The organism is Specibacter sp. NPDC057265 (assembly GCF_042668835.1).
Classification (GTDB): domain Bacteria; phylum Actinomycetota; class Actinomycetes; order Actinomycetales; family Micrococcaceae; genus Specibacter.
The window spans coordinates 20,902-44,483 of the sequence record NZ_JBHUYE010000020.1; the positions used below are offsets into that span (position 1 = coordinate 20,902).

Annotated in this window: 23 protein-coding genes; 17 read left to right on the top strand and 6 right to left on the bottom strand. The window is 62.3% G+C overall.

Going from position 1 to position 23,582, the window contains the following annotated elements; genetic code table 11:
* Positions 1-7: 7 nt before the first annotated feature.
* Positions 8-547, bottom strand: coding sequence for a DUF1697 domain-containing protein (locus tag ACFUCV_RS12595; protein ID WP_380816203.1), 540 nt, complete (start codon positions 545-547; stop codon positions 8-10).
* A gap of 72 nt (positions 548-619) precedes the next feature.
* Positions 620-1,336 (bottom strand): IclR family transcriptional regulator, encoded by a 717-nt coding sequence (locus ACFUCV_RS12600; protein WP_203315162.1) that lies wholly within the window; start codon positions 1,334-1,336, stop codon positions 620-622.
* Positions 1,337-1,537: 201 nt separating this feature from the next.
* Here ACFUCV_RS12600 and leuC point away from each other — a divergent pair, with 201 nt between their 5' ends.
* From leuC to ACFUCV_RS12630, 6 genes are all read left to right on the top strand, one after another.
* Positions 1,538-3,013 (top strand): 3-isopropylmalate dehydratase large subunit, encoded by a 1,476-nt coding sequence (leuC, locus tag ACFUCV_RS12605; RefSeq protein WP_380816246.1) that lies wholly within the window; start codon positions 1,538-1,540, stop codon positions 3,011-3,013.
* A 10-nt stretch (positions 3,014-3,023) separates the two neighbouring features.
* Complete coding sequence (gene leuD / locus ACFUCV_RS12610; protein WP_380816204.1) at positions 3,024-3,623, top strand: 3-isopropylmalate dehydratase small subunit; 600 nt, start codon at positions 3,024-3,026, stop codon at positions 3,621-3,623.
* A 263-nt stretch (positions 3,624-3,886) separates the two neighbouring features.
* Positions 3,887-5,230: a UDP-N-acetylglucosamine 1-carboxyvinyltransferase gene (gene murA / locus ACFUCV_RS12615; protein WP_380816206.1), complete on the top strand. Its 1,344-nt coding sequence runs from the start codon at positions 3,887-3,889 to the stop codon at positions 5,228-5,230.
* 50 nt (positions 5,231-5,280) lie between these two features.
* Positions 5,281-6,093, top strand: a complete 813-nt coding sequence (locus ACFUCV_RS12620; protein ID WP_380816248.1) for a lysophospholipid acyltransferase family protein — start codon at positions 5,281-5,283, stop codon at positions 6,091-6,093.
* Positions 6,093-7,130 (top strand): NAD(P)H-dependent glycerol-3-phosphate dehydrogenase, encoded by a 1,038-nt coding sequence (locus ACFUCV_RS12625; RefSeq protein WP_380816208.1) that lies wholly within the window; start codon positions 6,093-6,095, stop codon positions 7,128-7,130. The genes ACFUCV_RS12620 and ACFUCV_RS12625 overlap by 1 nt, the downstream gene beginning before the upstream one ends.
* Before the next feature lie 3 nt (positions 7,131-7,133).
* The gene (locus ACFUCV_RS12630; RefSeq protein ID WP_380816210.1) at positions 7,134-8,267 is read left to right on the top strand and encodes a D-alanine--D-alanine ligase family protein; all 1,134 of its coding nucleotides are present in this window, start codon (positions 7,134-7,136) and stop codon (positions 8,265-8,267) included.
* Positions 8,268-8,338: 71 nt separating this feature from the next.
* On the opposite strand, the gene ACFUCV_RS12635 is transcribed toward ACFUCV_RS12630, so the two are convergent.
* The 3 genes from ACFUCV_RS12635 to ACFUCV_RS12645 all read right to left on the bottom strand — a co-directional run bounded on the left by ACFUCV_RS12635 (position 8,339) and on the right by ACFUCV_RS12645 (position 9,720).
* Positions 8,339-8,797, bottom strand: a complete 459-nt coding sequence (locus tag ACFUCV_RS12635) for a DoxX family membrane protein (RefSeq protein ID WP_380816212.1) — start codon at positions 8,795-8,797, stop codon at positions 8,339-8,341.
* The gene (locus ACFUCV_RS12640; RefSeq protein ID WP_380816214.1) at positions 8,790-9,212 is read right to left on the bottom strand and encodes an organic hydroperoxide resistance protein; all 423 of its coding nucleotides are present in this window, start codon (positions 9,210-9,212) and stop codon (positions 8,790-8,792) included. Before ACFUCV_RS12640 ends, ACFUCV_RS12635 begins: the two co-directional genes overlap by 8 nt.
* Before the next feature lie 67 nt (positions 9,213-9,279).
* The gene (locus ACFUCV_RS12645) at positions 9,280-9,720 is read right to left on the bottom strand and encodes a MarR family winged helix-turn-helix transcriptional regulator (protein ID WP_380816216.1); all 441 of its coding nucleotides are present in this window, start codon (positions 9,718-9,720) and stop codon (positions 9,280-9,282) included.
* A gap of 200 nt (positions 9,721-9,920) precedes the next feature.
* Between ACFUCV_RS12645 and ACFUCV_RS12650 the strand changes: the two genes are divergently transcribed.
* Positions 9,921-11,069, top strand: a complete 1,149-nt coding sequence (locus ACFUCV_RS12650) for a methyltransferase (RefSeq protein WP_380816218.1) — start codon at positions 9,921-9,923, stop codon at positions 11,067-11,069.
* Here ACFUCV_RS12650 and ACFUCV_RS12655 read toward each other — a convergent pair.
* Positions 11,066-11,554, bottom strand: a complete 489-nt coding sequence (locus tag ACFUCV_RS12655) for a DUF3515 family protein (protein ID WP_380816220.1) — start codon at positions 11,552-11,554, stop codon at positions 11,066-11,068. The two genes, ACFUCV_RS12650 and ACFUCV_RS12655, sit on opposite strands and share 4 nt — an antisense overlap.
* 127 nt (positions 11,555-11,681) lie before the next feature.
* On the opposite strand from ACFUCV_RS12655, the gene ACFUCV_RS12660 reads away from it, so the two are divergent.
* The 10 genes from ACFUCV_RS12660 (at position 11,682) to wecC (ending at position 23,579) form a co-directional block, all read left to right on the top strand.
* Positions 11,682-12,461 (top strand): type 1 glutamine amidotransferase domain-containing protein, encoded by a 780-nt coding sequence (locus tag ACFUCV_RS12660; RefSeq protein ID WP_380816223.1) that lies wholly within the window; start codon positions 11,682-11,684, stop codon positions 12,459-12,461.
* A gap of 229 nt (positions 12,462-12,690) precedes the next feature.
* The gene (locus ACFUCV_RS12665) at positions 12,691-12,951 is read left to right on the top strand and encodes a GlsB/YeaQ/YmgE family stress response membrane protein (RefSeq protein WP_380816224.1); all 261 of its coding nucleotides are present in this window, start codon (positions 12,691-12,693) and stop codon (positions 12,949-12,951) included.
* A 111-nt stretch (positions 12,952-13,062) separates the two neighbouring features.
* Positions 13,063-14,694 (top strand): hypothetical protein, encoded by a 1,632-nt coding sequence (locus ACFUCV_RS12670; RefSeq protein WP_380816226.1) that lies wholly within the window; start codon positions 13,063-13,065, stop codon positions 14,692-14,694.
* A gap of 591 nt (positions 14,695-15,285) precedes the next feature.
* Entirely contained in the window at positions 15,286-15,606 is a 321-nt protein-coding gene (locus tag ACFUCV_RS12675) for a hypothetical protein (protein WP_380816227.1), read from the top strand.
* Between the two features lie 93 nt (positions 15,607-15,699).
* Entirely contained in the window at positions 15,700-16,899 is a 1,200-nt protein-coding gene (locus ACFUCV_RS12680) for a glycosyltransferase family 4 protein (RefSeq protein ID WP_380816250.1), read from the top strand.
* Positions 16,896-18,650, top strand: a complete 1,755-nt coding sequence (locus ACFUCV_RS12685) for a glycosyltransferase (RefSeq protein WP_380816229.1) — start codon at positions 16,896-16,898, stop codon at positions 18,648-18,650. The genes ACFUCV_RS12680 and ACFUCV_RS12685 overlap by 4 nt, the downstream gene beginning before the upstream one ends.
* Positions 18,647-19,531 carry an ABC transporter permease gene (locus ACFUCV_RS12690; RefSeq protein ID WP_380816231.1) on the top strand — a complete coding sequence of 295 codons (885 nt, stop codon included), beginning with the start codon at positions 18,647-18,649 and terminating at the stop codon, positions 19,529-19,531. Before ACFUCV_RS12685 ends, ACFUCV_RS12690 begins: the two co-directional genes overlap by 4 nt.
* Before the next feature lie 133 nt (positions 19,532-19,664).
* On the top strand, positions 19,665-20,402 hold the full coding sequence (locus tag ACFUCV_RS12695; protein WP_380816232.1) for an ABC transporter ATP-binding protein: 738 nt from the start codon (positions 19,665-19,667) through the stop codon (positions 20,400-20,402).
* Entirely contained in the window at positions 20,402-22,303 is a 1,902-nt protein-coding gene (locus ACFUCV_RS12700) for a glycosyltransferase (RefSeq protein WP_380816234.1), read from the top strand. Before ACFUCV_RS12695 ends, ACFUCV_RS12700 begins: the two co-directional genes overlap by 1 nt.
* Positions 22,290-23,579, top strand: a complete 1,290-nt coding sequence (wecC, locus tag ACFUCV_RS12705; RefSeq protein ID WP_380816236.1) for a UDP-N-acetyl-D-mannosamine dehydrogenase — start codon at positions 22,290-22,292, stop codon at positions 23,577-23,579. The genes ACFUCV_RS12700 and wecC overlap by 14 nt, the downstream gene beginning before the upstream one ends.
* Positions 23,580-23,582 lie beyond the last annotated feature (3 nt).

Here is a 23,582-nt window from a genome sequence, read left to right on the forward strand (position 1 = left end):
CACGCCGTCACGGCAGGGCAGCCAGCGCCTCACTGCATTTGAGGAGCGTGCGGACGTTGCGGGTGGTCGTGGTGCTTTTATAGCGTGGCCGGGCCGACAGCTTGCTAAAGGGGCTGGCCAAGGTGTCACCCCGCACCGCGGGCCAGGCCAGGGCTTCGGGACTGAGCCGGGCCAGTTCCACACCGGGAATTTCGCCGCCATGACGGGCCAGCTCATCCAAAACCGCCGGTTCCGAGGCCAGCGTGACGTAGCTGTGGACGGCGGGATCGTGGGCCGGCCAAGGGCAGGCACGCACAATGTGCTCCAGTTGGGGCCCATCCAAAACCACCACCCAGGCCTCATAGCCAAAGGATTCCCGCAGCCGCTGTTCCACCATGGATTTAAGTTCATCCACTGAAACGCTGGCCGAGCAGATCACATTTCCCGACGCCAAAAGGGTCTTGACGCCATCCAGCGGCAGGGATGCCAGGGATGTGCGCAGGGCGGCCATTTTCATGTTGTTGCCGCCCACGTTGATCCCGCGCAGGAACACGGCAAAATGGCTCATGCCCACACCCTACCTGCAGGAGCCTGAGGGCTGCCCGCGTTACGTCTTGTCCCGGTGTGGCGGGCCGGAGGCTCAGGAACTTTTGCGCAGCGCCTCGGTCAGGATGCGGGAGGCATTGCAGACAATTTCAGCGTGCAGGCGCCCCGGCTGCCGCGTGAGCCGTTCGATCGGACCGGAGATGGAAACGGCCGCAATGACCCGTCCCGAGGGGCCGCGCACCGGGGCGGAAACGGACGCCACCCCGGGTTCACGCTCACCCAGGCTCTGGCCCCAGCCGCGCCGGCGGACCCCGGCCAGCACCGTGGGGGTGAAGCGGGCATTGTGCAGTCCCTCCAGCAGGCGTTCGTGGTCCTCCCACGCCAGCAGCACCTGCGCGGCGGAGCCGGCCTTCATGGTCAGCTGGGTGCCCACCGGGATGGTGTCGCGCAGGCCAATGGGACGTTCGGCCGAGGCCACGCACACCCGGGAATCGCCCTGGCGGCGGAAAATCTGCGCGCTTTCACCCGTGGAGTCGCGCAACTGCAGCAGAACCGGTCCGGCTGCGGCAATGAGCCTGTCCTCGCCCGCCGCGGAGGCCAGCTCCACGAGCCGGCTGCCCAAGACAAAACGGCCCTGCATGTCTCGGCTGACCAGCCGGTGGTGCACCAGTGCCAGTGCCAGCCTGTGCACTGTTGGCCGTGCCAAACCAGTTGCTGCCACGAGTTGGGCCAAGGTGGTGGGCCCTGCCTCCAGGGCATCCAGTACAAGTGCTGCTTTATCGATGACGCCAACGCCACTAGAATTGTCCATGTAATGATATTGCAGTCTCATTATGTGAGATGCAAATCGAGTGGCTGGCATCTGCGCCGATGGTGCTGGGACAGTGGAGGTATACAAACCGGTGAACACCAGCCAAACACTTCCCGCACCCGTTCCACCTCGGGAAGCAGGCCCGGCTGGATTCAACAACTGAAGGGAGCTGCTGTGAGCGAGTCATTTGCGACCGACGCAGTGGAAGGGGCAGTTGCTGCCCCGCGCAGGAGTGCCAAAACGCTGGCCGAGAAGGTCTGGCGGGACCACGTGGTCCGCCAGGGTGAAGGCCACGGCGACGCTGCACAGCCGGATCTTCTGTACATTGACCTGCACCTTATTCACGAGGTTACCTCCCCCCAGGCCTTCGAAGGCCTGCGCCTGGCCGGGCGGCCCCTGCGCCGGCCTGATTTGACCATTGCCACCGAGGACCACAACACCCCCACGCTCGCCATTGACAGGCCCATCGCCGATTTGACCAGCCGCACCCAGATCCAGACCCTGCGCAACAACTGCGCGGAGTTTGGTGTGCGCCTGCACTCCTTGGGCGACGCCGAGCAGGGCATTGTCCACGTGGTGGGTCCGCAGCTGGGCCTGACCCAGCCGGGCATGACCGTGGTGTGCGGTGACTCCCACACCTCCACCCATGGCGCCGTCGGAGCGCTGGCCTTTGGCATTGGCACCTCCGAGGTGGAGCATGTCATGGCCACCCAGACCCTGCCGCTGAAACCCTTTAAGACCATGGCCATCAATGTGGAAGGCACGCTGCGTCCCGGCGTCACCTCCAAGGACATCATCCTGGCCATCATCGCCAAGATTGGCACCGGCGGCGGCCAGGGCTATGTGCTCGAGTACCGCGGCTCGGCCATCCGTTCATTGTCGATGGATGCCCGCATGACCATTTGCAACATGTCCATTGAAGCCGGCGCCCGGGCCGGCATGATCGCCCCGGACCAAACCACCTTCGACTACCTCAAGGGCCGCGCCCACGCCCCCCAGGGTGCCGACTGGGATGCCGCAGTGGAGTACTGGTCCTCCCTCACCACGGAGGACGACGCCGAGTTCGACGTCGAAGTGTTCCTGGACGCCGACACGCTGGAACCGTTCGTGACCTGGGGCACCAACCCGGGCCAGGGCGTCTCGCTCAGTGACACGGTGCCGTTCCCGGAGGACTTTGCCGATGAAAACGCCAAGGCGGCAGCCGAGCGCGCCTTGAGCTACATGGACCTGGAGGCCGGGACCCCCATGAAGGACATCCGTGTTGACACGGTGTTCCTGGGTTCCTGCACCAACTCCCGCATTGAGGACCTGCGCGCGGCGGCTGACATCATCCGCGGCCGCGAGAAGGACCCGAACATCCGCATGCTGGTGGTCCCCGGCTCCGCCCGGGTCCGTTTGGAAGCCGAAGCGGAAGGCCTGGACAAGGTCTTTTTGGACTTCGGTGCCGAGTGGCGCTTTGCCGGCTGCTCCATGTGCCTGGGCATGAACCCCGACCAGCTGGCCCCGGGCGAGCGCTGCGCCTCCACCTCGAACCGCAATTTCGAAGGCCGCCAGGGCAAGGGCGGGCGGACCCACCTGGTGTCCCCGCTGGTGGCAGCGGCCACCGCCATCCGCGGAACCCTCAGTTCGCCCTCGGACCTTGAATCGGCCCGGGTACCCGCCGGAAACGCAGCCTAAGGAGCTCACCATGGAAAAGTTTTCCACCCACACCGGCATCGGTGTGCCGCTGCGCCAAAGCAATGTTGACACGGACCAGATCATCCCGGCCGTCTACCTCAAGCGGATCACGCGCACCGGCTTTGAGGATGCACTGTTCTCCAGCTGGCGCAAGGACCCGGAATTCATCTTGAACCGGGAACCCTACAAAACCGGTTCCGTGCTGGTGGCCGGCGCCGACTTTGGCACCGGATCCTCCCGTGAACATGCCGTCTGGGCGTTGAAGGACTATGGTTTCAAGGCCGTCCTTTCCAGCCGCTTTGCCGACATCTTCCGCGGCAACTCGGGCAAGCAGGGGCTGGTGGCCGCCGAAGTGGCCCAGGATGACATTGAGCTGATTTGGAAGGTCCTGGAAAATGCGCCGGGCACCGAGGTCACCGTGGACCTGGTGGCCAAGATGGTCACCGCCGGCACGGTGGTGGCCCCCTTCCAAGTGGACGACTACACCAGGTGGCGCCTGCTGGAAGGCCTGGATGACATTGGCCTGACGCTGCGCAATGAACCTGACATCACCGCGTTTGAAGCCCAACGCCCCGCCATCAAGCCCACCACGCTGCCGGCGAGGTTCTAAGCCGCTGTTAACCGGACCCGCGGCGCCTGGCCTTCACGGCCGCCGCGCATCTCCCCGCTTTCCGCGCATCGGCGGACATGCGCGAAAGGCGGGACGATGCGCGGCCGGCACGGAGTTTGGCCGGGGTGCGGAGACCAGGCGGATAAAGGGACGCGCACGCAGCACGCAGCAGGGCCCATTTCAGCATCCACACCTAAGAAACTATGCTTGACTGAGCCCCGACAGGTGCCGGGGAGCAGGTGCAACAAAAGGATTAGGTGACAATGAGCAGGATTCTAACTGTCCGAGGTGGAGTGCCGCTCAAGGGACGTGTGCAGGTGCGTGGCGCCAAAAACCTGGTCCCCAAGGCAATGGTGGCGGCATTGTTGGGCAACGCGCCCTCAACGCTTCGCAATGTGCCGGAGATAAAGGACGTTGAAGTTGTCACCTCCCTGCTTCAGCTGCACGGCATCACGGTGGAAAAGGACCCGCTCACGGGAGACCTCACCATGGATCCAGCCAACGCCAAGAAGGCCAGCTCCGCGGAGATCAACACCCATGCCGGTGATTCCCGCATCCCGATTTTGCTGTGCGGGCCCTTGATCCATTCCATTGGCCATGCCTTCATCCCAGATTTGGGTGGCTGCAAGATTGGCGACCGCCCCATTGACTACCACCTCGATGTGCTGCGCAAATTTGGGGCCGTGGTGGACAAGACCGGCGACGGGATCTCCATCACCGCACCCATGGGGCTCAAGGGCACTAAAATCAACCTGCCCTATCCCAGTGTGGGCGCCACCGAGCAGGTGCTCCTCTCCGCCACCCGCGCCGAGGGCATCACAGAGCTGACGGGTGCCGCCACGGAGCCGGAAATCATTGATCTCATAGCCATTTTGCAAAAAATGGGGGCCATCATTTCCGTGCAGACCGACCGCACCATCCGCATTGAGGGCGTCACGGAACTGAGCGGTTACGACCACACCGCCTTGCCGGACCGCAACGAGTCGGCCTCCTGGGCCTCGGCGGCCCTGGTGACAGGTGGGGACATTTATGTTGAGGGCGCCAGCCAGCGTGACATGATGACGTTTGTGAACACCTTCCGCAAGATTGGTGGCGGCATGGACATTCAGGACAACGGCATCCGCTTCTTCCACAAGGGCGGCGACCTCAAGCCGCTGGTGTTGGAGACCGATGTCCACCCGGGGTTCATGACCGACTGGCAGCAGCCGCTGGTGGTGGCGTTGACCCAGGCTGAGGGCGTCTCGATCGTGCATGAAACCGTGTATGAAAACCGCTTCGGGTTCACCAAGGCCCTGACCCGGATGGGCGCCAACATCCAACTGCACCGCGAGTGCCTGGGCAGCATTCCCTGCCGCTTCGGCCAGCGGAACTTCACCCACTCGGCCGTGATCTCCGGGCGCACCCCGTTAAAGGGCGCCAACATCAATGTCCCGGACCTGCGCGGCGGTTTCAGCCACATGATTGCGGCCTTGGCGGCGCAGGGCACCTCAACGGTGACGGGGATAGATGTCATCAGCCGCGGTTATGAGCACTTCACAGCCAAGCTCAACGGCCTGGGCGCCGACTTTGATGTCCACGAAAGCTCCACCATGGCAGCCATTCAATGAGCGCCCGGCAGCGCGGCGGCAGCCCCAAGCGGCCCTTCAAGCCCCAGGGCATGGCCCTGGGGACGCGCCTTTTCTTCGCCGTGCTTGCGGGCGTGGCGCGGCCGGCCATGAACGTCATTGTGGGCAAGCAGTGGCATGGTTTGGACAAGCTGCCGCGCAATGAGGGCTTCATTGTGGTCCCCAACCACTGCACGGAAATTGACCCCGTTGTGGTGGGCCACCTGCTGTACAACCAAAACATCATGCCGCACTTTTTGGCCAAGGACAGCCTTTTCAAGGCACCTGTGCTGGGTTCGGTCTTGCGCGGGGCACGGCAAATTCCCGTCGAGCGTTCCGGCGTTGGTGCCGGAAAGTCCCTCGTGGCGGCCCAGCAGATCCTCGATGGTGGGGGAGCTGTGGTGATTTACCCGGAGGGCACGCTCACGCGTGATCCGGACTTGTGGCCCATGCGTGGCCGTACCGGAGCTGCCCGCTTGGCGCTCAAGACCGGGGCAAAGGTGGTTCCGGTGGTCCACTGGGGCGCCCAGGAGGCGTTCCCGCGCTATGCCAAGCGCTTCAAAATTTTCCCCCGCAAAAAGGTTGATGTGGTGGTGGGCGAGCCCATTGACCTGAGCGCATTCATGGCCCGCCCCAGCGACAAGGAAACCCTGGAAGCCATGACGGCAGTGATCATGCAGGCCATCACCGCGATGGTGGCGGATCTGCGCGGTGAGCAGGCCCCGGCGCAAATTTGGGATCCTTCCGCCCACCAGCAGGCAAGCCACGGCAGGTTCGTTGAACGCGGTGCGCAGGGCGCGCCTGGGAAAAAGCCGGCCAAAAAGCAGGAACACGGCGCCGGAACAACTGAAACAGGGGATCTTTAGTGAGCTACGCGGACGGGTTGGCGCCGGAGAAGATTGCAGTGTTGGGGGCCGGCAGCTGGGGCACCACCTTTGCAAAAATCCTTGGCGACGCCGCCGCGGGCACGGAGCGCAGCATCATGCTGTGGGGCCGCCGCCAGGAGGTGGTGGACCAGATCAACCAGCACCACCGGAATCCGCGCTACCTTTCCTCCACGGAGCTGCCCGCCAACATTTCCGCCTCCACCCATGTCCGCGACGTGCTGCAGGGTGCGCAGCTGGTGGTTTTGGCCGTCCCCGCCCAGACGCTGCGCGAGCAGCTCCGCGGATGGGCCGGGCAGCTGGCGCAGGACGCCGTGGTGGTCAGCTTGATGAAGGGTCTGGAGCTGGGCACCGACCAGCGCATGTCCCAGGTGATAGCCGAGGAATTGAGCCTGCCGCCTGGGCGCATTGTGGTGGTCTCCGGACCCAACCTGGCCATGGAAATAGCGCGTCAGGAACCCACCGCCTCGGTGGTGGCATGTGCGGATGAAAACACCGCCAAGTGGGTTGCGCGGCTGTGCAAGCCGGCCTATTTCCGCCCCTATACCGTCGATGACGTGGTGGGTGTGGAGATTGGCGGGATTGTGAAGAACGTGATTGCCCTGTGTGTGGGCATTTGCGAGGGCCAGAAGGTGGGAGACAACACCAAGGCCTCCGTCATCACCCGTGGATTGGCTGAAACCACGCGGCTGGCATTGGCACTGGGCGGCAAGGCCGAAACCATGGCCGGACTGGCGGGCCTGGGCGATCTTGTCGCCACATGCTCGTCGTCCCTGAGCCGCAACCACACCGCAGGCCGCATGCTGGGGGAGGGGCTGACCCTTGAGGAGGTCAACAACCGCATGACCCAGACGGCCGAGGGCATCAAGTCCGGCCGCGCGGTGTCCGATCTTGCCGCGAAGATGGGCGTGGATATGCCCATCACCAATGCAGTGGTGGGTGTGTTGGAAGGTAGACTGACTGTCGATGATTTGGGTCCGCTGCTGTTGGCCCGCCAACTGAAATCCGAAGGCGACTGACCCGTGAGCAATGAGTTACCGGCCACCCCTGCCCCCATCCGCGTGGCCCTGCTCTTTGGCGGGCGCTCCAGCGAACATGCCGTGAGCTGCGTGACGGCCGCCGGCGTGCTGGGGGCCATCGATGACAGCAAGTACGACGTCGTCCCCATCGGCATCGCCAAAAATGGCCAGTGGGTGCTGGTGGGGAATGAAATCAAAAACTGGTCGTTGACGGCCGGCGAGCTGCCGGAGGTCAAGGCCGGGGAGCGGACCCTCGCCCTGGCGCATCTGCGCGGCAGCCAGCAGTTGGTGGCTTCCGTGGCGGGGGAGCCGCTGCAGGAGTTGGGTGCGGTGGATGTGGTGTTCCCGCTGCTGCATGGGCCGTGGGGTGAGGACGGCACCGTCCAAGGGGTGCTGGAACTGGGCGACACCCGCTACGTGGGTGCCGGGGTGCTGGCCTCGGCGCTGGGCATGGACAAGCACTTCATGAAGGTGGTTTTTGCAGCCGCCGGTTTGGCTGTGGGCCCTTACATTGCCGTCACCGACCGGCAGTGGAGCGTGGATCCCGAGCAGGTGCGCCAGCGCGTGGCGGCCTTGGGGTTCCCCGTCTTCGTCAAGCCCGCCCGGGCCGGATCCTCCATGGGCATTTCCCGGGTTGATTCCTTGGCGGGCCTGGATCTTGCCATTGCCGCTGCCCGCGAACATGATTTGAAGCTGGTCATTGAAGCGGCCATTGTGGGCCGTGAAATTGAAGTTGCGGTGCTGCAGGGCCGGGGACACGAGGGGCCGCGGGTGTCCCTGCCCGGTGAAATTGCCATGGTGGATTCGGATCACGCCTTTTATGACTTTGAGGCCAAGTACGTCTCCGGCGGCGCCGCAAGCCTGAGCTGCCCGGCGGATCTGCCCGAAGCGGACCTTGCCCGTGTCCGGGAGCAGGCCGCGCTGGCTTTTGACGCCGTGGGGGCTGAGGGGCTTTCCCGCGTCGACTTTTTCTACACCGCTGCCGGGGAGGTGCTGATCAATGAAATCAACACCATGCCAGGGTTCACCCCCAGCTCCATGTACCCGCAAATGTGGGCAGCAACAGGATTGGGCTATTCCGAGCTCATTGACGAACTGCTGCAGTTGGCCCTAAACCGCCCGGTGGGCCTGCGCTAGCCATACCCGTGCCGGCTCCCGGCACTTGGGCCGCCCACAAGCGGGCGGCCCAAGTGCCGCGGGCATTTTTGTCAGGGCAGCTTCCGGGGCCTGTCGCGCCACGCTGCGGTGGACCAGAGGGCCGCGGCCACCAGCGCGGGTTGGAAGAACAGGCGCGCAAAACGTTTGGCGTCGGTATCCAGGCCAAAGCCGTCGCGGGCGTTGAGCCACTGGGACAGGTTGCCGGGGAAGACGGCCACAAAAAACAGGGCCACCACCCACCCCACCGGGACACGCCGCTTGGCGAGCAGGATCAGGGCCGCACCCAGGGTGATTTCCACGGCGCCGGAGGCAAGTACCACAAAATCAGGGTCAAGGGGCACAAATTCAGGCACCTGGGCCTGGAACTCCTGCCGGGAAACCGTCAGGTGGCTGACGCCGGCGAAGGCCAGCATCGCCCCCAGGACAACGCGGGCCACGGTCCGCGGCTTGGATGTGGCCGGCTGCGGGCCAGCAAGCCTGGCCAGGAAGTTCCGGGGCTGCCTAGTCATCGGACACGCGCACGGTGACCTCAATGTTGCCGCGGGTGGCGTTGGAGTACGGGCAGACCAGGTGGGCGGCGTCGGCCAGTTCCTGGGCGAGCGCCGGCTCCATGTCCGGAAGGACCACCTCCAGCTCCACCGCCAACTGGAAACCACCTTCGCCATTGGAGCCTATGTGCACGCGGCCGCCCACGGAGGAGTTCTCCACCTTGATTTTCCTGCCCCGCGCCACGGCATGCAGTGCGGAGTGGAAGCAGGCGGCGAAGCCGGCGGCAAAGAGCTGCTCCGGGTTGGTGCCCGCGCCGGTTCCACCCAGTTCCCGGGGTGGGGCCACCACCAGGTCCAGCTGGCCGTCGGTGGTGGCCACACGGCCATCCCGGCCCTGGCCGGTGGAGAGTGCTTCAGCGGTGTACAGAGCTTGCATTTCTGCTGCCTTTCAGTGATTTTTCCGGTAACCAGACAACGTCGCTGCCTGGAAAATTATGGAGCGCCTAGTGCGGTGCCTCGGCAATGTGGCGCATGGTGGCCGTCAGCTGCGCCAGGGTGTCAATGAAGGCCCGCGCCGCAGCCATGTCCGGCAGGCCGGTGCCGCGGGCTATGGTGGGCGGAATGTGGGCCAGTTCCGCCCGCAGTTCCTGTGCCTTGCCGCTGGCGGAGACGCTCACCAGGCGGTGGTCGGCACTGTTGCGCCGGCGGACAATCAGATCCTTGTCCTCCATGCGGCGCAGCAGCGGTGACAGCGTGCCGGAATCAAGCTGGAGTGCCTCGCCCAAGGCGTGTACCGGCTGCTCCCCTTCGGACCACAAAACCACCAGCACCAGGTACTGGGTGTAGGTCAAACCCCAGGGCTCCAGGAGTTGGGTATAGGCCCGGGTGGTGGCGCGGGTGGCGGAGTACAGGGAAAAGCAGACCATTTCATTGACAATTGCCATGGAAAAAGCATTGCACACAATTCAATTGTGCACAACCAATGTTCTTTGGGAGCGCCGCACTGGTCTTCGGTGCCATGGTTCCGGACACGGCTGGGCCCGGGGCGGGGAACACGCCCCCACCGGCTAAACTGGTGCACACCCCCACCACGCAGGCACTGCATGAGTCCCTGGTGCCCGAACCTTTTCAAGGAGCCCGTCTCATGAGCATTCTTCAACCGGCTCCTGGCGTGAGCTGGAGCGGGGACGGCGGCGAACACACTGCTTCCTGGTTCTCGGCCAGCGGAGCGGCGGCCCCCAAAAAGGTCGTCGCCGTCAATGATTCCCTTACGGCCGACGACGCCCACCGGCTGGCCGCCCATGGCACGGCCATGCTGTGGCAGGGCGATTACCACAATGCCCGCCAATTGCTCTCGGCCATGGCCAGAAGGCTGCCCACCTTTGCCCGCGCCAAGGATGAGGACGTGGCCAAGGCGTTTTACCGCTACCGGCAGGGGCGTGCGCACCGTGCGCGCATGCTGGGTCTGGTGCTCATCCCCCTGGTGCCGGGGCCGGCAGTGGCTTTACGCCGCGCTCCGGACATTGCACAGGCGTGGATGTCGGCGGCAGGTGCGGTGGAGGAACCCACAGTGACGCCGCTGCAGGATGTGCTCGGCGCCGTGGGGGCCTACGAATGGCGCCGCAATGGGCTTTTTGTGCAGGAACTGGACGCAAAAATCCACCCCCACTACGGCACCTTTGCCCCCATCCGCAGCGAATACCTGGCGCTTGTGGCGGAAACCGCCCTGCCGGTGGTGGCGGGGCAACCGGCCCCGCTGGCCTTCGACATTGGCACGGGCACCGGGGTGCTGGCTGCCATCCTGGCCAAGCGCGGCGTGCAGCAGGTGGTGGCCACCGACAGCGAGCCGCGCGCCGTGGCCTGCGCCGAGGAGAACCTGCATGCACTGGGCCTGGACAACGCCGTCACGGTGGTGCAGGGTGACATGTTCCCGCCGGGCCGGGCGCCGCTGGTGGTGTGCAATCCGCCCTGGCTGCCGGGCACGGCCAACACCTTGCTGGACAACGCCGTGTACGATCCCAAGAGCCGCATGCTCAGGGCCTTCCTGGCCGGGCTGGGCCAGCACTTGGACGCAGGGGGGGAGGGCTGGCTGATCATTTCCGACCTCGCCGAACACCTGGGCCTGCGCTCGCGCGCGGATTTGCTGGCCTGGATTGCCCAAGCCGGCCTGGAAGTGCTGGGGCGCGTGGACACCACTGCTGCCCACCCCAAGGCCATGGATGCCAGTGACCCGTTTTATGCAGCGCGCGCCCATGAGGTCACCTCGATGTGGAGGCTGGGCATCAAGTCCTAGGCCGCTGGGGCTGGAGGCAGGTCTTCGCGGCCCACGCAGCCGCCGTCGGCGGGAATTTTTGCCACCGCTGCGGAAATTTCAGACAGGGCGGTGTCCGAGGGGACCCTGTTTTCCTCCAGCACCAGTTCCGTGGCGGGATCGCGGCCATAGCTGGTGAAGGTCCAGGATTCCGCACCCTCCTTGATGACCCAATCCACCCCGTTGATGGTGACGCAGCGGTCGGTGGTGGGCCCCGGCACCTGCACTCCACAGCGCAAAACCGCTGCTGCAGGTTCGCCCCAGGCGGCGGTTGCCTGCGCCGTGGTGGCGCGCCGGGATGCGCCGGCCAGCTCATCCGGCAGGGCCACCATCATGGGGGCGCAGGCGGGATTGTTGGCGTCCGCCGCCTCAGTCAGGGTCACTTTCGGCGAGCAGGCGCTCAGGAGCAGAATTGCTGTGACTGCCACGGGGATGGAACGAAGGGCTGGGGAGGCAAAAAAACGCATGATTCAAGCCTAGCCGCTGCCCCGCGCCGTTGATCCCCAGGGCCGTGGCCCCGCCGTGGACAGGCAGGGTTGGTGGCAGGGGCCGCTGGACTCGCCTAGGGTGGAAGGTGGACGAAAGGAGCACTTCATGAAGAAAATCCTCATGGTACTGACCAGCGTTTCCGAGATTGCTGACACGGGCGAGGCGACCGGGTACAACGTCGCGGAAGCCGCCCATCCCTGGAAGGTTTTCAAGGATTCCGGCCACTTCGTCGATTTTGCCTCCATCCAAGGTGGCCAGCCGCCCCAGGACGAGGTCGATGCACAAGATCCCATCCAGGTGGCCTTCACGGAAGATGAAACCACCCGGGCCGGGCTTTTCAACACTGCCCGCGTTGACGTCATCGATGCAGAACAGTACGACGCCGTTTACCTCGTGGGCGGCCACGGCACCATGTGGGACTTCCCGGACAGTGAAGGCCTGAGCGACCTGGTGGCCAACATCTACAACGCCGGTGGCGTGGTGGGCGCCGTGTGCCACGGTCCGGCAGGCCTGCTGAACGTGACCTTGGAAAATGGCATCCGCCTGGTCTCGGGCCGCAAGGTGGCCGCCTTCACCAATGACGAGGAAGTCGCTGCCCAGAAGGACCAGGTCATTCCCTTCTTCCTGGCCGACCAGCTCCAGGAGCGGGGCGCCACCCATGTGGCTGCCGACGTTTTTGAGGAGATGGTGGTGGTGGACGAACGCCTGGTCACCGGACAAAATCCTGCCTCCGCGGCCGGCGTGGCCAAGGAAATGGAAAAACTCCTGGCCGAGGTCATCCACCAAGAAAAGGCCGAGGAACAGCACGAATCCGAGGTCATCAGGGCGCAAAAGGATGCCGAGAAGGCAGCTAAAAAGGCAGCAGCCGAGGAAGCCCAACACTAGCCACAGAGTTGACGGCCTGGCGGAGCTGGCAGCGGAGCATCACGTGGTGCGCGGCTGCCCCTCAAGTTCAGGACGCAGTGGCAAAAAAGTGAACAACATCTCACTTGCCCCCCTGGGAGGCAAATTTTGGGCGTGGCGGAGTCAAGCTACTACAGAAGGCTGTAAGGTAGCTGAGTGCATTGCGATTTAATGCTGAGACATACAGACTTCATCCGAACGGAGAAAAGACATGAGTTTCATTGGTTGGATCATTTTGGGCCTGATTGCCGGTGCCATCGCGAAAGCGATCAAGCCGGGCGAGCAGGGTGGCGGCTGGCTCGCAACCCTCTTGCTGGGTATTGTTGGAGCCCTTTTGGGCGGTTGGATTGGCAGCGCCTTGTTTGGCGTTGACACTAAAGAATTCTTCTCGCTTTCAACATGGTTGCTCGCAATTGGCGGTTCGCTCATTGTCCTTGTAATTTGGGGACTTTTGACGCGAAAGAAAGTCTAGATAAATGCATAAGGAAAGACCCCGGCTCCAGTGGAGCCGGGGTCTTTTTTATTTCCGCTGGTAGGCTCAAACGCTGAACCCCTAGCAGTATTGAGTAGTTGGAGAGCACTTTTGCGTCAGAAGAAGGCTTGGATTATTTCCGGCGGCACCGTTGCCGTCCTGCTTGCAGCATCGGCAGTGATTCTGCCTCCGCTATTTAATGACGAGGGGGACAGCCAGGCTGCGCAAACAACGGCGCCCGCCCCCACCTTCTCAGCGGTCGCACCGGATCCCGTGAAGACGTACCCGCCCGTCAGCAGCTTTTACCAACAGGCCGGACCGCCTGCCGGCTCACCGCAAACACCGGTGGATCCACAAACAGTGACCATCGGTAATGAGCCGGTGGGTACGCAGTTGTCCTCCTCGCAGGTGGGCTTGTCCTTGGAAGCCACGGACCTGGCGGATCCCAACCTTAATGCCGACAATCAGACCATGGTGCAGATCCTGCGCGGCCTGCACCAGCCAGTCCTCCGCTTTGGTGGCAATGCGGTGGACAGGCGCTTCTTTTGGACATCGACGGGTGAGGCCATCCCGGCCGACTACTCCGGAGACAAGGCACACCCCGTCCGCTCCGCCGGGCCGGAAGACCTGCAGCGCATCATGGGCATGCTGGAAGCTGCAGATGCCTACATCAGCCTGTCCGTGGATTTGGGTCATTACAACCCCGAGCGTGCAGCCGACATGGCCAAGTACGGTGCTGAAATCTTTGGCGACCGCTTGGTTGCCATCACCATTGGAAACGAGCCCAACGGTTTCGGCGACGGAGACAGGCGGGCGGGCGCCTACACGGTGGACCAGTTCGCCCAGGAAGCTGAAGCCTACGCGGCGGCTATGTACAAGACGGCCCCCAATGTCCCCATCTCCGGTCCCGGCACCTACTCCGCCAACTGGGCCGACGAATGGGCTGGAATCCCCATGCAGCAAAAGAAGGTGCTGACTTTCCACCACTACCCGCTTACGGGCTGCACCACTGGCAAGGCAGAAGATGCGCCCACCATGGCCAATCTCATGTCGTCCACCATGAACCAGGAAGTGGTCAAGTACGCCAAGACCTTTGTGGACAAGGGCAATGCTGCTGGCATGCCCATATGGATTCCGGAGTCCGGCATCTCTGCCTGCACCGGCGGCAATGAGACCACTAAAACTTATGCCTCAGCTCTCTGGGCGGCGGACTTTGCACTCAGCACGGCCCAAACGGGCATAGGCCAGGCCGACTTCCACAGCTCCATGATCACCTGCCAAGGAGGCCCGCCCATGTCCATGGTTTGCGCCGACGGCGCCTACCTGCAACCCACCGGCGACATGAGCGTGCGGGCCAACTACTACGGAATCTCCATGGTTTCCTCCATCGGTGCTGGAAAGTTCCTGCAGCTCAGCAATGAAGGCGGCGGCCTTAATCAGGCCTACGCTATCCAAAAGGACGACGGCAGCACCACGGTGGTCTTCATTAACCAAAATGATCCCACGCAGTCCGCGCAAACCCAGGTGACGCTGAAGCTGCCCAATATCCCGGCAACCGCCACCATGACCCAGATGACGGGACCCTCATACGGGGCAGAGGACGGCGTCGCCATTGACGGTGCGGCTACCGCTCCAGTGGACAATGCCCAGCGCCCGGCGCCCATGAATTTCAAGCCGGGAGTTCAAGAACAAAGCTTTGCCCTGACGGCGGGCACCGTGACGGTCATGAACTTCACGTACTAGGGGTTTTCCGGCGCAATCCGGTTATTGACGGCGGGGCTTGGGAGCTGGGATTCCGGGCCCCGCCGGAATTTTAGGTGAACGGATGCTGAACGGGCGTTGAACGAGCAAGTGGTGGGATTTCCACATTGTGGCATAATCAAGGTATTCGACGTTTATCTCAGTGGCCGGTTTTGGTCCTAAGGGATCAAGCAAAGTTCTACACTGCGCAAAAATGCGTTGCCGTACTGGGGGATAATTGTGGCCAAAATTGGCAAAAAGAAGAGGTCTTTTCGCACAGCGGTGCTGCTTGCGTCCCTTATAGTCTCGACTTTTTTCTTTGTTCCCGGCACCCATGCGGCCGAGAATGATGAGCCACCGGCGCAGTCGACCCCGACTGACTTTCCGGATGCCACACCGTCACCGGAGCCGGAGTTGCCCACCACACCAGGGCAGCCAACGGATGTCCCGAACGATTCCGAGACTCCGCCCGATCCGGTCAAGCCTGCGCCGCCGGTAATCGTCGTACCCCCACCTGCGCCACCAGCCCCAGCACCGGCACCAGTGCCAGCCCCCGCGCCGGCGCCATCGCGCGAACCAGTGCCTGAAGCCACTGTGGAAACCACGGAAGCTGTGGAGACACCTGAGCCTGAAGAGGAAATTGTGCTTCCCACCGAGGAAGCAACACCTACGGAGACCGCCGCCGTGGCGCCGGTTGCAACCCCATCGCCGCTGGCAACACAGTCCAAAGCTGCTGCGGCACCTTTGAAGGTCCAAGCCCAGAAAATCACGGAGTCCGTGGTTGCCACTGGAAGCTCACCCGTGGTTCAGGCTCTGGTTATTGCATTCTTGCTGCTGTTGGGATTCGGGTACTTCCGCATCATGCGCCACGGTGGCAAACGCGGCCCGTCCACGGCACTGAAGGTCGGAGAGTAAGCGTCTTTGTCGCAAACATCATCGGAGACAACGTCTCCGTCTTCACGTCGATCGCGCCGCTCAAACGGTAAAACACCCAAACCCTTGCGCATCATGTTGTTGATCCACTCGTACTGGCCAGAGCACAGCCCGCCGCAGCGCCGCTGGGGTTCCCTCATCCGTGAGTTTCGGAAAGCCTCATGGACCATTGATGTCGTCACTCCCGTAGCCCATTTCCCTCATGGCAGACGGCAACTGCCGCTCAAGGTTGCCGGCGCCGCATTCAAGGTCCAGCGGGGACCGCACGGAGAACGTCTTATCCGCATTCCCTTTATCCCGCACAGTGGTAATTTCCATGCCGCACGCCTGATTGATCAGGTGTTTTCAGCTGCCATGTCCATTCCCGCGGGTTTGATGTGGCGCAGGGCTGATGTGGTTGTGGTGACGGCGCCAAGCCTGCCCATTCTGGTGGCCGGATTCATTGTGGCCAAGATTCGCCATGTCCCGCTCATTGTGGAAATGCGTGACGCTTGGCCGGATTTGGCCCGCGATGCGCGCCTGGTCAAGGGCAATGTCAAAAGTTTGATCGAGCGCGTGGTGGAAGCCATCCAGATGCGTGCCGATCTGGTGGTGGCGGTGACCGAGGGTTTTGCGCAGACGCTGCGGAACCGTGGCGTGAAAAACGTCACCACCATCAGCAATGGTCTTGATTTGGCTTCCATGCCGCATTTTGAGCCGCCCGCGGCCGAGCGGGACACATTTGAGGCGCTGTATCTGGGCAACCACGGCCAGAGCCAGCGGCTGGATGCCATCATCCGCGCCAGCGCCCTGGTGGGCGACTCCATGCATCTGCACATGGTGGGCCACGGCACCCACCGTCCCGAACTGATGATCCTTGCAGCAGAACTGCAGGCTCCCGTGACCTTCCACCCGTCCCTGCAAGGGCAGGACGTCCTCAATCGCTATAAATCCGCAGATACCTGCATTGTGTCCCTGCGGGATGACTGGAAGTCATTTGAGGCCACCGTTCCTTCCAAAACCTACGAAGTGCTGGCCATTGGCCGTCATGTCACGGCCATTGTGCGCGGCGAGGCCGCCCGGATCGTCGAAGATGCCGACGGGGGAGACGTGGTTGCCTGGAAGCCGGAGAAAATTGCCGCCTTGTGGCGGGAGTTGGCTGCAGACCGGTCGCGGCTGGTGGCCGGTTCCTCCGGCCGGGAGTGGGTGCAGGAGAACGCTGATTATCCAGTGCTGGCGGCGGCCTACATGGAGTTGATTTCTGGCTTGGTCCAGGAAAAGAAACGCCGCCAATGAGTACTTTGCATAACATTCGGCTAGCGGCTTCCACCGTCCTGCACCATGTGGCCGACGATCCCATTGTGCTGGCCCTGCAACTCTCCCGCCGCCTTCCTGCCGGGTTGGTGCAGCCGGTGGCCAAGGCGGTCACCCAGGTCATGTCCCGTTCCAGCTCGGCGCCGGCCCTGGTGGCCTGCTATGTCCGCGGAGACCTGGCTGGCTTGGAACAAAAGTTCAGGCAGGCTGCCACACACAATCCATCGGCCAATACGGCCCGATGGGCTGCTGATGTGGCTTTGGGAGCCGGGTTGCCGCAGTGGGCGGATACGTTCTTGCCCCTGGCCCGCACTGCACGGCGGTACAGCTCCACCCTGGCCCGGCGCAGATGGTACGACGGCGACATGAGCGGGGCCGTGGCCGCGTTGGCCGGGCAAGGTGGTGCCGCCGGGCGCCAGCGCGAGCGTCTGGCGGGGGAGCTAGCCACCTTCAGCGGCTGGGAGCCCAAGCTTTCCTCGGTTCCCATGACACCCGTCTCCGGACGGGTGATGCACTTTCTCACCAATTCCCTTCCCCACACGGGCAGCGGGTACGCCCAGCGCAGCCACTCCATTCTGGCCGCGCAACAGGCTGCCGGTGCGCAGGTGCTGGCCGTGACACGCCTGGGCTATCCCGTTCAGGTGGGCAGGATTTTGTCCCAGCCGCAGGATGAGGTGGAGGGCGTGGTGTATCGACGCCTGATCCCGGCCACGCTGGCCAGGACAGCCGATGCCCGTTTGCAGCAGGAGGCGGAAGCGTTGCTGCAGGTGGCGCTGGAGTTCCGCCCTGAAGTCCTGCACACCACCACGCACTTCGTCAACGGCCTGGTGGTGGGTGCCGTGGCACGGGCTCTCGGCATCCCGTGGGTATATGAGGTGCGCGGACAGTTGGCGGATACATGGGCGTCCACGCGCCATGAGTCGGCGAAGCACAGCGAGCGTTACTTGGCGTTCCAAGGCGCAGAGGCATCAGTGATGAAGGCGGCCGGCGCGGTGGCCACCCTTGGTACGGCCATGCAGGCCAGCATTGAGGCACAGGGCATTGGCGCGGACAAGATCGTGTTGGCGCCCAACGCCGTAGGCGGTGACTTTCTGGCAGAACCGGGTTCCCCCGAATCCGCCCGTGCCGCCCTGGGCCTGGATCCGGTCCTGAACTACATTGGCACTGTCAGTTCGCTCGTGGACTATGAGGGTCTGGATGATCTGGTGGCTGCTTTTGCCTTGCTGGCACCCCAGTTCCCCCGTCTGAGGCTGCTGCTGGTGGGCGGCGGCACCGCTGCAGCTGCACTGCGGGAGCAGGCTGCGCGCTTGGGATTGGCCAAGGCTGTCATCTTCCCCGGCCGCGTACCCCGCGAACAAACATCCCTGTACCACCAGGCCATGGACATCTTCGTGGTGCCGCGCAAGGACCTGGACGTGACACGTGCCGTGACGCCACTAAAACCCGTGGAGGCGTTGGCCAGTGGCAGGACTGTTGTGGCCAGTGACCTGCCAGCCCTGCGGGAAATAGTGTTCGACGGCGTCAACGGCAGACTCAGCGCTGCGGGCAATCCTGAGGCACTGGCCGCAACGCTGGCTGAACTCCTCAACGACCCCGCTGGGCGCCAAAGGCTGGGCGCCAAGGGCAGGGAGCTCGTCCTGGAAACCCGCACCTGGGGAGCCAACGCCCAACTGTACGCCGACCTTTACCATCGTTTGCGGATTGAACTGGAACAAGGGAGTTTAGCCTCGTGACGGCTGCCCAAGAGACTATTACGCCCCGCGCGCCACAGGAGGTGCCCATTGATCTGGGTCAACTCCAGCGCGTCGGAGCCCGTCCACGTTTTCTGGATTATCTGGTCCAGCTGTGGGACTTTCGCGAGTTCATCTTCTACGATGCCCGCGCCCGTGTCCAGAGCGGAACGCGCCGGGACAAGTTGGGCAGCGCCTGGCTGATCCTGAATCCGCTCTTCAACGGCGCAACGTATTACTTGATCTTTGGGCTCATTTTAGGAACCGGCAAGGGCATTCCAAACTTTATCGGTTACCTTGTCATTGGCATTTTCATGTATCAAATCACGGCAGGCGCCATAACCAGTGGGGCCCGCTCAATTACCCAGAACCGGTCCCTGGTGCAGGGATTCAGCTTCCCGCGGGCGGCCTTGCCCATTGGCGCAAACCTGCGTGAGCTGCTGTCCAATGTGCCCCTCCTCTTGGCCATGCTGTTGATCGTGCTGGTCATTCCCCCCACAGAAAACATCACCAGCTTGTGGCTGCTTCTCATTCCAGTGCTGGCCCTGCAGTTCCTCTTCAACCTGGGCCTCGGGCTGATACTTGCGCGTCTCATCTCTCGCGTTAATGACATCACCCACTTGCTGCCTTTCGCCCTGCGGGCACTGATGTACCTCTCGGCTATTTTCTTTTCCTATGAGCGGTTCATTGACCATCCCGTGTTGCTGAACATCATGCAAATAAACCCCATGTTCATCATTATTGACATAGCACGCGACTGCATTTTGTATGGCACCGTTCCCGCTCTCCATTCTTGGATCCTGCTGTCTGCATGGTCCCTGGGCTTGTTTGTCATCGGCATGCTCTACTTCTGGAAAGCCGAGGAATCCTATGTCCGTGGTTGATCTTCTCACCAACATCCAGCCAGCACCGTGCATTGTGGCCCAAAACGTCGCCATGCGGTACCGGGTTGCATCTACAGAAGCTGTGGTGGATACCCGTTACCCAAAGCTCAAGATTTTGCGTAGATTCAATCCCTTGCCAAATACGGTAACCGTCAACGCGCTGAACGAGCTCTCCCTGGTGGTGAACCGCGGCGAATCCGTCGGTGTCATTGGCCGTAACGGCTCAGGCAAAAGCACCCTGATGAAGCTGGTGAGCGGCCAGATACGTCCCACCCACGGCGCCATTCACGCGTCCAGCACCCCCATCATGCTGGGAGTCAACGCAGCGCTGGTTCCTGAACTTTCCGGAGACCAAAACGTTGTTTTGGGGTGCCTCGCCATGGGACTGACACGGGAGGAAATTGATGAGCGGTTCGACGAGATCGTGGAGGTCTCCGGCCTGGAGAAGTCCATCCACCTGCCCATGAAATCCTACTCATCCGGCATGGGTTCACGTCTGCGCTTTGCCATTGCAGCGTGCGCCAACCCGGAGATCCTGCTGGTCGATGAAGCCTTGAATACCGGTGACGCGCAATTTGCTGCCCGCAGCAAGAAGCGCATGGACGAGCTGCGCTCCAAGGCCGGGTGCGTACTCCTGGTCAGCCACAGCTTGGACACCATCAAGTCCATGACCGGCCGCGTTGTCTGGCTGGACAAGGGAGATCTCATCATGGATGGCGATCCCCGGGAGGTGGCCAAGGCCTACATGACCTTCACCAAGCACCTGTCCAAGGGCAACAACATCACGGCTCAAAAGATGCGCTCGGAAACCATGGCCGCCATGAACAAAATTCAGGTTGTCAATGCTCCACTGCGGCAGGTGGCCGGCTAATGTATTCCGCAGCAGAGGCAAAAACGGCACTATGGCATCTACGCGCTGGTGGGCCCCAGCAGGTCAAAGAGTGGCAGAACCGCCGCCGCGTTGATCTGGGACTTGCCGCACCCACTGGTGTGCAGGGAGCCGAAGGCGGCTGGATTGGCCGCGGCAAGAAACGGCGTTTGTCCTTTTCCGAGGCCACAATTCCTGCTGCCCCGCCGCGTCGGGCCGATCTACGCGTGGGCGTGATCCTGGATGACTTCTCCGCCATGGCCTTCCGCTTCGAATGGACAGCTGTGGCCTTGAACCCCGCATCCTGGCAACAACAGTTGACCGGTCTGGACTTCATTTTCGTTGAGTCCGCCTGGGCCGGCAACGAACGTCTCTGGCGGGGAAAAATTGGCGGACCGGAAGGCCCTGATGCCCAGCTGATTTCCATGTTGCAGGCCTGCCGGGAAGCCAAGATCCCCAGCGTTTTCTGGAACAAGGAGGACCCGCCGCACTATGACGACTTTCTTCCAGCGGCCAAACTCTTTGACTTTGTCTACACCTCTGATGCCGATCGGATCGATTCCTACAAGAAAGACTTGGGCCACGAGCGCATAGCGGTCCTACCCTTCGCCGCACAGCCTTCCGTGCACAATCCCGTACGCCCCCGCAGGGGATGGCATCAGCGTGATGTTGCCTTCGGAGGCATGTACTTTGCCCACAAGTATCCCGAACGCCGTGAGCAGATGGACTTGTTGCTTGCCGGCGCAATGGACGCGTCCGCAAAAATGGCAACAGGACTTGAGATCTTCTCCCGGCAGCTTGGCGGGAATCCGGAGTATCAATTCCCGGCGCCATTGGATTCCCGTGTGGTGGGATCGCTGACCTACCCGCAAATGTTGACGGCCTATAAGGCCTACAAAGTGTTCCTGAACGTCAACTCCGTGGTGGAATCGCCCAGCATGTGCGCTCGTAGAATTTTCGAAATATCTGCTGCAGGTACACCCGTGGTGTCGGCACCAAGTGCTGCCATCCGGAAGTTCTTCACTGCCGATGAAGTGCCCGTTGCCCATGCACGAGAAGAAGCAGGCCTGCTGACGCGAGCTCTGGTAGCCAACCCTGAGCTCAATGACCGCACTGCGCACTTGGCACAGCGCCGCATATGGCAAGAACACACCTATGCCCACCGGGTGCAAACGGTCCTGCAGAGCGCGCTGCCGCACCGTGCAACCCCAACGGTGCGTCCTGCCGTGTCTGCATTGGTTCCCACCGTCCGGCCGCAACAACTGGACAGAATTTTCCGTACTGTGGGCTCACAAAGCGGTGTGGCTGCCCAATTGGTCTTGCTTACTCATGGTTTTGAGGTCACGGAGCGGGAGATCGCGGAACAGCAGCGCAAGCATGGCGTCTCCGATGTCGTCCACCTCACCGCTCCCCGTTGCGTGTCTCTGGGGGAGTGCCTGAACCTATGTGTGGAAGCCTCAGGGGGCGATGTGCTGACCAAGATGGATGACGATGACCACTACGGGGCAAATTACCTGTCCGACCAATTGTTCGCTCTTGACTATTCCGGGGCGGACATAGTGGGGAAGCAGGCGCACTACATGCATCTGCAGGATTCCCAAGCCACCATCCTGCGTTTTGGCCACAAGGAACATCGCTTCACTGACTTCATCATGGGACCCACCATTATGGGGCACCGCCGTTCCTTTACAGAGAATGCCTTTCAAGCTGTCGGCCTGGGTGAAGACACGGGATTCCTGCGCAGCGCGGGCAAAGCGGGTCTGCAGATCTACTCGGCAGACCGCTTCAATTTTTATCAGGTGCGCTCCGGCAATGGACACACCTGGCAAGTCAACGACGCCGAACTTCTAGCTTCCGGCGATTTAAAATTCTATGGGGAACCGAGTAAACATGTTGATATCTGAAAAAAGCACTGCCGTCTCCAGCATGGAGACGGTAGCCGTCATTGGCTTGGGCTACATTGGACTTCCCACGGCAGCCATTTTGGCAGCCAACGGGCTGAAAGTCATTGGCGTGGACGTCTCCTCCACCACTGTCGACGCTGTTAACCGTGGCGAGGTACCCTTCGTGGAACCGGACCTGGGAATCCAAGTTGCCGGAGCCGTGGCCCAGGGACGGTTGGTGGCTCAGAAGGAAACTCCCCAGGCAGACGTCTTCATAGTTGCGGTCCCTACGCCCTTTCTGGCTGATAAATCAGCAGATCTAAGTTACATCGAAGACGCTGCCCGCGCCATTGCCCCCAAACTACAGGGCAACGAGTTGATCATCCTCGAATCAACCTCACCTCCCGGGACCACGCAACATATGGCCACTGTGATTCTGGCAGCCCGTCCGGATTTGAGCCTGGACGGTTCAAACCAACGTCCCATCGTAATGTTTGCGCACTGCCCCGAACGTGTCCTGCCAGGCAAGGTCATGATTGAGCTCGTAACCAATGACAGGATCGTAGGCGGACTCAACGCTGGTGCAGCCGCGGCTGCTACCGCCCTCTATGGCACGTTCTGCCAGGGGGAGATCCTTCAGACAGATGCGGCCACCGCCGAGCTGTCCAAACTGGTGGAAAATTCCTACCGCGACGTCAATATCGCCTTCGCCAACGAGCTGTCCATTATCAGCAAGAACTTGGGCGTCGACGTGTGGGAGCTCATTAAGTTGGCCAACCACCATCCCCGGGTTAACATTTTGCAGCCCGGCCCAGGCGTCGGCGGCCACTGCATCGCAGTAGATCCCTGGTTCATTGTTGCCGCGGACCCGGAAAATGCCCGGCTCATCAGGACGGCACGTGAAGTCAACGATGCCAAGCCAGACCACGTGGTGCGCGAGATTCTAGCGCCCATTGCAGAAATCTCGTCGCCGGTGATCGCAGCTCTTGGCCTTGCTTTCAAGGCCAACATAGATGACATGCGAGAGTCACCCGCCGTTGGCATTGTGCGAAAGTTGGCCCTTGCCCGCCCCGATGCGACTATCGAAGTCATGGAACCTCATGCCACGGTGCTTCCCAGGGACCTGCGGGATCTACCCAATGTTTCCTTGAACTCCAGGGATGACGCGCTGAACACCGCAGATGTCATTGCCCTGTTGGTAAAGCATGACAAATTCGGGGACATTGATCCAAGCACGCTGAACGGCAAACATGTGGTGGACACGGGCGGTTTCTGGCCCCAGCTGGTAACGAAGTAGGCA

What these genes read in the sequence shown, in the direction of transcription:
- ACFUCV_RS12595 (WP_380816203.1), bottom strand. Translation starts at nt 547, where the DNA reads ATGAGCCATTTTGCCGTGTTCCTGCGCGGGATCAACGTGGGCGGCAAC.
- ACFUCV_RS12600 (WP_203315162.1), bottom strand. Translation starts at nt 1,336, where the DNA reads ATGGACAATTCTAGTGGCGTTGGCGTCATCGATAAAGCAGCACTTGTA.
- leuD (WP_380816204.1), top strand. Translation starts at nt 3,024, where the DNA reads ATGGAAAAGTTTTCCACCCACACCGGCATCGGTGTGCCGCTGCGCCAA.
- murA (WP_380816206.1), top strand. Translation starts at nt 3,887, where the DNA reads ATGAGCAGGATTCTAACTGTCCGAGGTGGAGTGCCGCTCAAGGGACGT.
- ACFUCV_RS12620 (WP_380816248.1), top strand. Translation starts at nt 5,281, where the DNA reads ATGGCCCTGGGGACGCGCCTTTTCTTCGCCGTGCTTGCGGGCGTGGCG.
- ACFUCV_RS12635 (WP_380816212.1), bottom strand. Translation starts at nt 8,797, where the DNA reads ATGACTAGGCAGCCCCGGAACTTCCTGGCCAGGCTTGCTGGCCCGCAG.
- ACFUCV_RS12640 (WP_380816214.1), bottom strand. Translation starts at nt 9,212, where the DNA reads ATGCAAGCTCTGTACACCGCTGAAGCACTCTCCACCGGCCAGGGCCGG.
- ACFUCV_RS12645 (WP_380816216.1), bottom strand. Translation starts at nt 9,720, where the DNA reads ATGGCAATTGTCAATGAAATGGTCTGCTTTTCCCTGTACTCCGCCACC.
- ACFUCV_RS12650 (WP_380816218.1), top strand. Translation starts at nt 9,921, where the DNA reads ATGAGCATTCTTCAACCGGCTCCTGGCGTGAGCTGGAGCGGGGACGGC.
- ACFUCV_RS12655 (WP_380816220.1), bottom strand. Translation starts at nt 11,554, where the DNA reads ATGCGTTTTTTTGCCTCCCCAGCCCTTCGTTCCATCCCCGTGGCAGTC.
- ACFUCV_RS12660 (WP_380816223.1), top strand. Translation starts at nt 11,682, where the DNA reads ATGAAGAAAATCCTCATGGTACTGACCAGCGTTTCCGAGATTGCTGAC.
- ACFUCV_RS12665 (WP_380816224.1), top strand. Translation starts at nt 12,691, where the DNA reads ATGAGTTTCATTGGTTGGATCATTTTGGGCCTGATTGCCGGTGCCATC.
- ACFUCV_RS12680 (WP_380816250.1), top strand. Translation starts at nt 15,700, where the DNA reads ATGTTGTTGATCCACTCGTACTGGCCAGAGCACAGCCCGCCGCAGCGC.
- ACFUCV_RS12685 (WP_380816229.1), top strand. Translation starts at nt 16,896, where the DNA reads ATGAGTACTTTGCATAACATTCGGCTAGCGGCTTCCACCGTCCTGCAC.
- ACFUCV_RS12700 (WP_380816234.1), top strand. Translation starts at nt 20,402, where the DNA reads ATGTATTCCGCAGCAGAGGCAAAAACGGCACTATGGCATCTACGCGCT.
- wecC (WP_380816236.1), top strand. Translation starts at nt 22,290, where the DNA reads ATGTTGATATCTGAAAAAAGCACTGCCGTCTCCAGCATGGAGACGGTA.